Genomic DNA, 11673 nt, shown 5'->3' on the forward strand with positions numbered 1-11673 from the left:
ATACGATTTCTAATTTGCAGTAGTTGAAGATTCTTTCAATGAATGGTGTCCAGGCTAGATCTGGATTTTTTGTCCGAAGGGGAGAGAATTTTTATGATTTTTTCTATAGCAGTCTAAGAGATTTTTTTTTATATTCAATAACAGTCTGTTTTTAACTCAAAAACTGTTCTTCATGTTGTGCCTGTGTTCCTCAATAGATAGAAATTCTGAATTTTAGGGACTAAAAAACTACTCGAATTTGCTTTGCTATTAAGGCGGGCTTCGCAATTGATGAGTGTTTGAACACAAATTTTGGCGGGGTAGCTCACCGTAAAAAGCACGGGGCAGGCAGTCCCAAAGGGGCTTTGCTTTAGTTTCTCCTGAAAAAAATTAAATTGGCGGGGTAGCTCAGCTGGTTAGAGCGGCCGCCAAACAACACGGCGGCCAAGTCGGAATCATCTTTTGCAGGTCGACGGTTCAAATATAAAATAGAAATTTAGTTTCTTGGCGGGGTAGCTCAGCTGGTTAGAGCGTCGGAATCATAATCCGTAGGTCGAGGGTTCAAGTCCCCCCCCCGCTACAAAAAAATCCCAATTTTTGGGATTTTTTTGTATTTGTTCCATTGACAAAAAGCTATTCTCGTCAGTCAAATCATATATAGCGCCATCCTTCAGCTGTTGCAAAAAATCATTTTCCTTGAATAAGAAATAAAACAGTTCAAACTAACAAAAAAGTCTCGGGTCATCCGAGACTTTTTTGTTCCATGAATTCTTTTTTGGTTATTTTAATATTCCCAACTGTTTGTACTTCTCCTGATATTTCTTCCATAGTTCCGTATGACGACTGCGAAGGTCTATTTTCTTTCCCTGGATAAATTCCATTTCTATGTTCGACATAATCTCCAGAGGATCACCAGTTGTTACAATAAGTGTAGCATCTTTGCCAACATCTAGTGAGCCGACCATCGAATCAATACCAAGCACTTTTGCTGCGTTGAGTGTAATGGATTTTAGCGCCTCCTCTTTTGGCAGTCCATATGCTGATGCCGTTCCGGCTTGAAACCCGATATTGCGTTCATTCATCGTCGAATTTCCGCCACCGGAGATCGCAAATAATACACCGGCGTTATATAATTTCACGGGAACGGTAAATGGATTGTCATAATCTTCCCATCGTCTGTTCGGAAGATCATGGATCGGTTCAACAATTACACTGACATTATTTTCCTTCAACAGTTCTGCCACTTTCCATGAATCACGTCCACCATGGATGATGAGGTTAACATTTTGATCTTTTGCAAACTGCACAGCGGATTGAATCTGTGATATTTCATTTGCTCCGACAACTAACGCCATCTTTTTTTCGAAGAGCAATGCAAATGACTCCCACCGCAGATCGGTCTGGTGTTTTTCTCCGTATGCTTTTTTCGCTTTGAGATAAGCGCGAGCTTCAGCAAATGCATTTCGAAGCTCTTTCATATTATTTTCAATCGCTTTCTTTTGCTCTTCTACGGACTGACGAGAAAATGGCGAACGATTGATCCGGAGATTCGGCCAATTCACATACAAACCGACCGGAGCCTTCAATGTCATTTCTTCAAACGTCCAGCCATCCATCATCATTGCGGCGGTTTTACCTGCGATGAGACTTCCGCCCGGCATCACGTGCGATACAGTGATACCATTGGCACGAGTCGTCGGGAACAATTCACTTTCGGGATTCACAGCAACCTCCGCCCGAACATTGGAATTGATATTTCCCGTCTCGGCAACATCTATGGTTGCGCGAGCAGCTTCAATTTCATTTAAGCCGATATTGGATGCGGCGTTAATAAGTCCTGGATAGATATGTTTTCCCTTAACATCCACCTTGTCAGCATTTGCAGGAATTTCCACTGATACTCCCAGCGCAACTATTTTCCCTTTGTCGAACAATATCATCCCGTTTTCAATCACAGATCCACTCACCGTATGAATCGTTCCGCCTATAAGAACGATCGGTTTTTCTTGTTTCTTTGCTGGAACGGGAGTCGATGCAAATGTTACAATAGAAGCTATGAAGAGAGCGAGTGAGATCAACTTGAACGAACGGTAGGACAGCAAATTGTTCATTGACAATTGATCATTGATTATTGATTTCATTGTCCCACCTCATTTTCGAATGTGTGCGTATTGATTTCTTCGTGACAAGAATAATTAGTTGAACGAGAAGGAGCCGATGCGCTTCCTGATCCTTTCTTTTTGGATTTTAAAGCTTTTTGGACGAGTTCCGCTTTTTTCTTTAGAACATCTTCCCTCATCAACGCATCTTCTTCTCTATCGAAATATCTTCGCCCATCGATCCATGTTTGTTCACAGATTGTATGTGTTGAGAGGGGGTGCCCGCTCCAAATAACAAAGTCAGCATCTTTGCCGACTTCCAGTGAACCGACGCGACTATCAATACGCAATTGTTTTGCTGGATTGATGGTGACAAATTTGAGCGCTTCTATCTCACTGATACCGCCATATTTCACTGCTTTCGCAGCTTCGGTATTCAACCGGCGCGCCATTTCATTACTATCGGAATTGTACGAAACAAGAACTCCGGCATTATGCATTAATGCACCCGCATACGGAATTGCATCGATCACTTCATATTTATAAGCCCACCAATCGCTGAAAGCTGAACCGCCAACTCCCCGTTTTGCCATCTCATCGGCAACTTTATAACCTTCTAAAATGTGCTGGAGTGTCCCGATTTGAAAGCCAAAATCATCGGAGACTTTTAACAGCATCATAATTTCATCTTGTCTGTAGCAGTGAGAATGAATAAGTCTTTTTTTATTAAGGATCTCCACGAGCGTTTCCAATTCCAGATCGCGGCGTGGCGGTATTACTGTTGGATAGGATTTTGATGATGCCATTGCTTTTTCGTACTCCTGCGCAGCAGTAAATTCGTCGCGAATAATCTGTTCCACACCCATACGTGTCTGCGGATAACGAGTCATATATTTTTCACCCCAATTGGATTGTTTTGGATTTTCACCAAGAGCAAATTTAATTCCGCTGATTGCACCTTCAAATTTCATTTGTTCCGGCAACGCACCCCATCGTAATTTAGAGACCTGATTTTGTCCCCCAATGGCATTAGCAGATCCGTGTAACTGATTCATCGTTGTCAATCCACCGGCAAGCTGACGGTAAATATTAATATCATCCGAGTTGACAACATCACCAATACGCACTTCGGCGGTGATTGCTTGACCAGCTTCGTTCACTCCCTCTGAAATTGCGGTATGCGAATGTGCATCGATCAATCCCGCGGTAACATGCTTTCCCTTTGCATCAATAACAAGCGTTCCACCGGGAGCAGAAAGTCCTTTTCCGATCTTTGCAATTTTTCCTTTGCTCACTAAAAGATCGGATCCTTCAAGATTTCCCTGTGCGCTGCTTGTCCAGATCATTGCATTTTTAATCAACACATCCTGCTGCTTGGGAACTTCTTTACGACCAAACGCACCATCAGGGAACAAGAGTTCAGTTGTTGAACAGAGCGGCACAACTGGTTTCGCTGTATCAGGTTTTTCTGCAAACATTTTTGTTCGTTTTGCATTCCAGGTTCCCGATTGCCCGTCAGGCAATTCAAACAATCCGGCAATCAAATTATCATTGACTGATCCCGATAAACGGATGATACCTTTAGCACCGAGCGAATCACTATCAAAGGATAACGAAAATTGTTTTTGTGAAATCGAAGCAGTATTTGCTTTTGCTTTTAGCGATCCTTTAAGAACAGATACGGAGATAGCATCATTCTCTCCTGAAATATCCAATGTACCCGTATCAGGTTTTGCATTGGCTCGCTTCAATGAATAACTCCAAACTCCACGCACATCAACAACTTGTGCGGCTTTTATCTCATAGCGATTCCCTTCAATCCACGTTTCCAGAATCTTTGTCTTTTCGCCAAAAAGTTCTCCATCCGTTAACACAATATTTGCGATCTTTCCTGCATCGATCGATCCGAGTTGTTTTTCCATTCCGACGATTTGAGCGGGGATTGTCGTTACTGATGCAAGAGCATCTTCAGCACGTAATCCACAATCGACTGCCGTTTTTACCATGGAACGGAATTTTGATACATCTTTCAATTGATTGGCGGTCAACGCAAAATTCACTCCAGCATTTTTCAGCCGGGCAGGATTCTCAGACGCAAAATCCCAATGGCGCAATTCCTCATAACCGGTGTTAAATGCATCTTCCGGCGTCTCAACGTTCGGAGCATCAGGAAAATTGACAGGAAGAATAACCGTTGTTTTAAGTTCTTTGATCGCATCGATGCGGCGGTATTCATAGCCACTTCCGCGAAGAATCCATTGAAGAGAAAATTCCTTGGCAATTTTATCGGCACGCAGTGCTTTTAATTCATCGTTCGTTTCAATCACCATTTGTTGTTTGCCGGTGACGATATTTTCAAGCGCTGCAAGAGTTTTATTCTCTTCCGGACGCTGTTGATTGGGATTCTTCGAATAGATCTTTTGAGCATCGGCGTACCATTTTGCATCGATGAATGTCTGGCGAATCAACGCGATCGTTCCCATATGTGAATCGGGATAACCATCGCCAACATTCTGATAAGCAAGATTCGTATGCTGAAAAACATGTGAACGAAGCACTTGAGTATTTGCCGCATCGTCACCGAGATTTACCAACACACTGCTCCCTTTAATCACTCCATTTTGCGGCACAGATAATACCGTTGTAAATCCGACGGCACGAAGCTTTTCTGCTGCCTCTGTTTCCGGAAAGAAAATTTCCGATACAGACAAATCTGCTTTCACATTCGGGTTCCAATAATTCGATCCACGCTGAGCTTCCGGCTGAGCTCCCTGCACTTTCGGTTTCGACTGACCATAATCTGAATAGAGATCGATCATCCCTGCATATGCGGTCATTCCCGTACAATCCCATTCGCGTGCATCGGCAGGAATCGCAATATTCGCACCAACTGATTGAATCACACCGTCACGTATTACGATGATTCCTTTTGCAATCTTCTTTCCGGGTGCTTGAACAATGGTGAGATTTTTGAGGGCGTGAACGGCAGGTGTGTTCTTACGAATACCTTCTGTCGGCTGCGTTGATTGAGCATAGAGAATAGTACAGCTCAACAACAGCAACAAGAACGGTTTTTTCATATTGCTCCTTTGTAAAAATAAAGAAAAACGGATTTTTATTCTTTGTTCGTTGGGATCATAACAACGTGGATCGTCACACCAATAGCGATCGCCAACAAGATCAGTTGAATAATAAGAGAATGTGTTACGAATATAGAGTAAAGAATTCCTCCCCACAATATGATAATTGTAGAGATTTTGGAAGAACGGGTAATCCCCTTTCCTTCGCGATAATTCTCTAAATATTTGCCGAAGTATTTGTTATGATGGAGCCAATCGTAAAATTTGCGTGAACTGCGGGCATAACACCAAGCTGCCATCAAGAAAAATACGGTCGTCGGCAGTAACGGCAGAAAAATTCCGAGGATGCCGATCCCAACAAACACAGTTCCCGCCAATAAGAGTGTCCACCGAACGATTGGTCTTTGAGAAATGGTAATTTTGGGGAGTGTTTCTTCTTTCTGCATGCCTTTTATTATCTGGATAAGCTTACCTTGAATAGTGAAACCGGTCGACTACTCTTAAATTATAAATTATAGAACTTCAAATCTTTTCCTGTTCGTAACTTTGTGATATACACAATTTGCCCCACATGATACGAAAAATGTTCCGTAATATGAAGAATAGCTTCCAATCCTGTGACGTGATATTTTTGGATATCATAGTGTTTTAGAAGATGTTCGGTCGGAAAGTTCTTTAAAACAGTATCAACATCCAGAACAGCTGATCTCAGATGGGAGATCAATTCCACTTTGGGAATATGAGTTCTTTCCGAAAATTCTTGATGCCGTTCTCGATGATATTCATGTCCGCCCAAATGGTGAAAAGCCCATTGTCGGATATTACCCCTCAAATGCAATATGAGATTCCCAATGGAATTGTTCGTTTCGTACGCTCGCCACCAAAGATCATCGTCCGAAATATTTTTCAAGCAATCTTCAATCTTTGGAAGATATTCTTTGACTAATTTGGTTCGGCAGCATTCAATAAAGTAGCGTTGCTCGTTTTCAATTACTGGTGTTGTTTCCATTTGAAATCATACTCTCTTTGGTTTGGATTGTTCTCCGCATACGGTGAATCAAAACATCGAAGGCAATTTTATCTTATGACGCTCTGCGCGCAGCGATGAGTCTTAGCAAATGGGACTCCTTAAACAATTCCATAATTCTTCGCTTCGCTATAATATTAACACTTCACTCAGATCCTTCGCTTCCGCCAATCACGAAGTGAAGCCTTCGGCAAAAGAAGGTCCAGGACTCGACTCGTCGAGCGGACAGGTCGCTCAGGATAACAAGGGATTCATGTTGGAAATACTGCTGTTATCGTTCGAACCAGCTCGTTCTTCCGGTGGAAAGATTCGGTGCTACAACCGGAAGCGGATATTTTTTTGGGACAGCCTGCGGCCATGCCTTTGTATTGAATTGTATTGTGCTCCAATCTGTTGATGTTGTATCGGAAACCATCCAGGAATTATCGGTTGCGATTATTTGTTTTGCACCAGCGACAGAAATGATCTCACCATATACATTGACTCCTGCAGAACCATTTTCTTGAAAATTTTGTGCTTCCACTGATATCACATTTACTGAATCGTTCAATAATAGTGCTATGTCAAAGATCTTTGCTCTCTGGTTCTCAACCATCAGCGATAAGGAACGACGCGCAGAAACTTCGCCGACTGCCTTTCCATTCACCGATAATTTTACCCAGGAATCACCCAACAATTGAATAGCAGCTGTCTTCACTCCCTTTTCCACCGAAAAGGATTTCCGAAAATATGCTTTGGGAATCTGCGTGGAATCTTTTGCATTCGGATGATAGATCCATTGACTTTTAATAATAGGATCAACAACATACTCTTCGTGTGCCAGTTGATCGGTAAGTTCGCTCCAATACGCAGCTTGTCGATCATAACGATTCAAGAGTAATTGAATCGATTCCGTTTTATTCGTGGTATGCCATACTCGCTCGAATTCTGTCTTCACCTTCATTAATTCCTCCACAATCTTTTTGCTCATCGTCGATATCTGCATCGCTATCTCCGACTTTGTTTTTACGGTATCTTTCAGCAGCAGTTTAATTTTTTCCTGTGCCTCGATTTTTTCCGCAAACCAAAGGTTCAGTTTTGCCACGAAGGAAAGATATTGAAGATGATCACTGTTTTTGGTGACTGTTTTTGACGCACTCTCAATCAATTCCAACGCGAATGGCATTGTTGAATTGATGCTCTGCATCCGCTGCATTAATGGCAGCCTTTTTTCCCAGATCATGTCGTCACGATTTTGCAACATTGGATGACGCCAAAGTTCATACCAATGATATTGATTAGCGGGATTCGTCAATAATAAATAGACTGTGCGAATGTTATTCGTTTCCTGAGTGCCGAAAAAATCTGCAAAGAACCTTTGTTGAAACGATTCTTGATCGGCGTGCAATGGATTCCACGCACATTCTGCGTTCCAGGCGTATCCAAAATAATTCAGCTCCCGCAATGCTTCTCCCCCAAAATCGTTCCAATTGGAACAAAGAATACCTTGCGAACCGTTTTGATATCCATCCAGACTCAAATTCTGAATATTCAAAAAAGTATTAAGATAATTTGGAAATGGTCCCGTAAAATTCCAGACTGCGGGAGAGACAACGTACGGAAATCCGGCGTTCTTAAATATTTCAGGACTTGGATAATCAAATGATGTTCCGTAATGCCAATCGACCATTGTGACATCTTGCGGAATTTTTTTCAGAATCTCCGGATGATCGAGGATAATATCACCGTACATCATCACTTTTTTCCCATGTTTCTTAACAATATCAAATGTTCGTTTATAATGTTCGGCATGAACGGTGGCCAGGTCACTTTTCTTTACTCGTTCCTTGTTCACTCCCAGTCCCACATCCCACGATTCATCCGCGGCAATATTGAAATACGGAGAACTAAAACAGGCGGCAATCTCACCGATCATTTCATCTAGTAATGAGTATACTTTTTCGTCCGATACATTCACTGTCTGCGCCCCGGGAAACTCGGCATACTTCGCATAGTCCGGAAGAATAAGAATATTCTCCCAGTGGCCGAGCGTTTCAAAGATCGGTATCACTTCTACAAAATATTTTTTGGCGTATGCATCAAGCTCTTTGCATTCTGTTGCACTCAATGCTCCGCGATTCTTTCCGATGGCAGGATGTTTTTTAAATTGAAATACATCTTCAATATATGGACAATAGATATTCATCTTATACCGGGCGCAAAACCGGACAATTTTCTTCAAATTATCCAATGTGGAAACCTGACCGCGACTGATATCGTCCGTAATTCCGCGCATCTTTTGGGAGGGAAAATCATGGATTGAAACACCATCCACAATCACACTTCGTTTTTCCAACCGCAACAATTGCAGTAACGACATTACTCCGTAAAACATTCCTTTTTCCGATTCGGCAATAATAACAATTCCGTCTGCATCTACATCCAGAAAATATCCTTCGGCTTTCATTTCCGGAGTGAGTTTTCCTTTTCGATCCGAAAGAAATTTCTTTCCGTATTTTGTTGTTGGTTTCCCGATAAAGATATAATTTGCTGTTAATTTGCGGACCGAAGATTCTCCAACAATTTTCAACCGGGTTTCTTTCAGAATGGAAAATTCATCGTTTAATTGTTCAGCAATAAATTGCTCTAACGGATTGTCGCTTCCTAAAACAATTTTCGTTGACGATGTAATTTTATACGACGCATTCTTTTCAGTTAATGATTGAGGAATTGGTAGAATTGCGTGGTTTTTTGCAGAAAGAAGTGATGTTATCAGGCAGATGATAAAAAAATATCTCATAACGAGTCCTTATAGAATGGGAAAAGATAACCGATACAAAGCAGTTTTTCAATACAAAAGAGAGCGGTAGAAATATACGCGGTTTATGGTAATCGTTACACTATTCATCTGCACATTGTCAGAAAACAGTCAGGACAATTCATCATTGAAACGCCTTTGAGGATTTATTGCTCTTTCATGTATACTTTGCCATATAATGCTTTCATACAGTCGGGGCAAATGCCATGCGAAAATTTCGCCTCACTCCGTTTGGTGATATATTGTTCCATCTGCTCCCACGCTCCATTATCATCCCTAATTTTTTTGCAATTGGCACAAATGGGTAGCAATCCGCTGAGTAACTGCACTTCACTCACCTTTTGCTGTAAATGATCGTTCAATAATTTCATCTCTTCATTTTTTTGTTCAACCAGCAATTTACTTTTTTGAATCCGGCGATTGTTTGAATAGAGAAAACCGATCACTACAACAGATATTAACGCACCCGCGTACATCACATTCAATTGAAAACTATCTTTTTCAAGATTCAATTCAGAAATGGTCTTTTCTTTTTTCAATAATTCAATCAGCTGTTGTTTTTCAACAATTTCATTACTAATGATAATCTCTGCAATCTTTTTCGATTCGTTATGGGTCATCAACGAATCCTTCGCCAACGTATATAGTTGATAATAATGATGTTCTTTTTCTATTTGACCTGTTTTTTCATATATCAAATAATATGTTTCATAACTTGTTTTTAACTGATCTGGAGCGTTGATCTGTTTTGCGAGAACAACCGCACTGTCCAAATACAGCATCGATTTTCGATAGTTTGCTGTTTTGTAATAGATCGTTCCCAACGCATTAAATAACTGCAGCATTCCGTATTTTTGACCAAGTGTTTCATAATAGGACAGTGAGAGAAGCGAATATGTCACTGCTTTTTCATACTCCCGTTTTTCCGAGTGCATAATTCCGAGATTGAAGTATATATATGCCAGCGTTCCTGTATAGTTGGATTGCTCCGCAATCTCAAGTGCTTCGGAGTGATATTTCATTGCCGCTTCAAAATTTCCGCGCTTGTATTCGGAGTATCCAATATTCGTATAGTATCGAGCTTTCACAACATCGGGTAATGACGCTCCATGACGGTCCTGAGCACGTTTATAATATTCAATAGCTTTGTCATATTGACCGATGTTATGATAGACAATTCCAATGTTGTTCAGCGTATTTGCCGTTGGAACAACTAATCCCAATTCTTCACGGATACGCAATGCTTCAAGATGGTGCTGCAACGCTCTGCTGTATTGTCCGATGTAGACGTAGGCAATTCCTAATGTGCTGTTGGCGCTCGCAATTTTCTTTTTGTTATTAATCAGTTTGCTTATCTCCAGCGATTGGTATCCATATTTCAATGCCTGTGCAAAATTCCCGAGTTCACTGGAACTGAATGCCAGTGATGCGTATAAGGTCGCCAATGAAGCGGAATCGCCTAATTGTTCCGAAATCATTACTCCTTCAAGACCAAATTCCAGCGCCTGCTTGGGGACGATCCCTTCCAATTGATTGGCAAGTATGAAGAGAGCTTCCAGCCGCGGTTTTCCAGTAAGCGTGGGAAGAATTTCTTTTAACGAATCGAGTTGGCGAGTTTGCGCATGGGATAACGATAGAGAAACAAGAAAAAGAAATAGTAGAATTTTTTTCATGATAAATATTTTGAACAAAAAGTGAAACATGTTCTCAACAATAATTTAGAATAATGAATGTGTTCCCGAAGTGCCCCCCTTAGACAGTCGATGGTGGTATATTTATGAGATTCTTCTAATACGATCGAAATATTTCCTGCAATATAGAATCATTCTGAATCATCAGCAATTGACAATTGTTGCCATTATGGTTCAATGGAAAAACCCACCGTATGTAGCGTTCGATGTTGTGAAAAAAACTGGCCTCGTTCATCCAGTCCTGTTCGAAATTGGTAAGAAATACGAAGCATTTTGCCTTTTTGCATCGGCGTTGCAAACCCTAATTGCACAGTATTCGTTGCGGCAAATTTCGCTTCCTGTCGCACTTTACAGTCTCCCGCTGCATAAAGAATAATTGAAGGATATACTTCCGCTAAAGAAACTTTGCCACCCGTTTGAAGTGTCCACCGTTTATTAATCCTTAAACCATTCACTGTAAATATATAGGCGTAATCTGCTCCGACGTAGAGTTGATTGTTGACATCAGTTTCTTGAATAACACAGAGTTTCACATAATCGCGGGAATATCGAATTGCAGAGGTCAATTTCAATCGTTCGTACCAGTTGTCGCTTAAATGATGGCTTGTGTGTCCGGTAATAAAACGGGCAAAATAGAATTGTTGTACTGGAATATCCAGAAGAAGATAATCCACATAGTAATCATTCGAAACAACATGAGCTTGTCCCATGGGATTCAATTCAAAATGAATCGATCCTCCGAAATTTGCCTGGACAACTGTTCCGAAGAGATCAAGATTGAATACCGGAAAAACTCCTCCGACAGATGCACGTTCATTTTTGGTGAAAATAATATTCTCCACCTCCATCCGATGAGCATGTGCATCTGCCGTAAATGTGGAGACATAGGTCGATTCGGGAAAAAAGTGAAGCTGTTCAATAATTTGTGCGGTAAGGATGTTGATGCTTATTAAACAAAGGGAAAAAATACGAGAGATAGAATTCATAACATTTTTAGTTT

General features: G+C 41.1%; 7 protein-coding genes and 1 tRNA gene. 1 reads left to right on the forward strand and 7 read right to left on the reverse strand.

Annotated elements, in window-relative coordinates:
• The first annotated feature begins 485 nt into the window (after positions 1–485).
• Positions 486–559 (forward strand) — tRNA-Met (locus tag WDA22_10000).
• A gap of 199 nt (positions 560–758) precedes the next feature.
• Here WDA22_10000 and WDA22_10005 read toward each other — a convergent pair.
• From WDA22_10005 to WDA22_10035, 7 genes are all read right to left on the reverse strand, one after another.
• Positions 759–2120, reverse strand: a complete 1362-nt coding sequence (locus WDA22_10005) for an amidohydrolase family protein (GenBank protein ID MFA5833795.1) — start codon at positions 2118–2120, stop codon at positions 759–761.
• A complete protein-coding gene (locus tag WDA22_10010; protein ID MFA5833796.1) occupies positions 2117–5158 on the reverse strand; it encodes an amidohydrolase family protein in 3042 nt (1013 codons plus the stop codon). Before WDA22_10010 ends, WDA22_10005 begins: the two co-directional genes overlap by 4 nt.
• A gap of 35 nt (positions 5159–5193) precedes the next feature.
• A complete protein-coding gene (locus WDA22_10015) occupies positions 5194–5604 on the reverse strand; it encodes a YbaN family protein (protein ID MFA5833797.1) in 411 nt (136 codons plus the stop codon).
• Between the two features lie 59 nt (positions 5605–5663).
• On the reverse strand, positions 5664–6167 hold the full coding sequence (locus WDA22_10020; protein ID MFA5833798.1) for a DinB family protein: 504 nt from the start codon (positions 6165–6167) through the stop codon (positions 5664–5666).
• A 289-nt stretch (positions 6168–6456) separates the two neighbouring features.
• Positions 6457–8964 carry a glycoside hydrolase family 20 zincin-like fold domain-containing protein gene (locus WDA22_10025; GenBank protein MFA5833799.1) on the reverse strand — a complete coding sequence of 836 codons (2508 nt, stop codon included), beginning with the start codon at positions 8962–8964 and terminating at the stop codon, positions 6457–6459.
• A 164-nt stretch (positions 8965–9128) separates the two neighbouring features.
• Positions 9129–10655, reverse strand: a complete 1527-nt coding sequence (locus tag WDA22_10030; protein ID MFA5833800.1) for a tetratricopeptide repeat protein — start codon at positions 10653–10655, stop codon at positions 9129–9131.
• 185 nt (positions 10656–10840) lie between these two features.
• Positions 10841–11659, reverse strand: a complete 819-nt coding sequence (locus tag WDA22_10035) for a DUF1207 domain-containing protein (protein MFA5833801.1) — start codon at positions 11657–11659, stop codon at positions 10841–10843.
• Between the last annotated feature and the right edge of the window lie 14 nt (positions 11660–11673).

The organism is Bacteroidota bacterium (assembly GCA_041658205.1).
GTDB lineage: Bacteria > Bacteroidota > Ignavibacteria > UBA10030 > UBA8401 > UBA8401.

What these genes read in the sequence shown, in the direction of transcription:
- WDA22_10005 (MFA5833795.1), bottom strand. Translation starts at nt 2,120, where the DNA reads ATGAAATCAATAATCAATGATCAATTGTCAATGAACAATTTGCTGTCC.
- WDA22_10010 (MFA5833796.1), bottom strand. Translation starts at nt 5,158, where the DNA reads ATGAAAAAACCGTTCTTGTTGCTGTTGTTGAGCTGTACTATTCTCTAT.
- WDA22_10015 (MFA5833797.1), bottom strand. Translation starts at nt 5,604, where the DNA reads ATGCAGAAAGAAGAAACACTCCCCAAAATTACCATTTCTCAAAGACCA.
- WDA22_10020 (MFA5833798.1), bottom strand. Translation starts at nt 6,167, where the DNA reads ATGGAAACAACACCAGTAATTGAAAACGAGCAACGCTACTTTATTGAA.
- WDA22_10025 (MFA5833799.1), bottom strand. Translation starts at nt 8,964, where the DNA reads ATGAGATATTTTTTTATCATCTGCCTGATAACATCACTTCTTTCTGCA.
- WDA22_10030 (MFA5833800.1), bottom strand. Translation starts at nt 10,655, where the DNA reads ATGAAAAAAATTCTACTATTTCTTTTTCTTGTTTCTCTATCGTTATCC.
- WDA22_10035 (MFA5833801.1), bottom strand. Translation starts at nt 11,659, where the DNA reads ATGAATTCTATCTCTCGTATTTTTTCCCTTTGTTTAATAAGCATCAAC.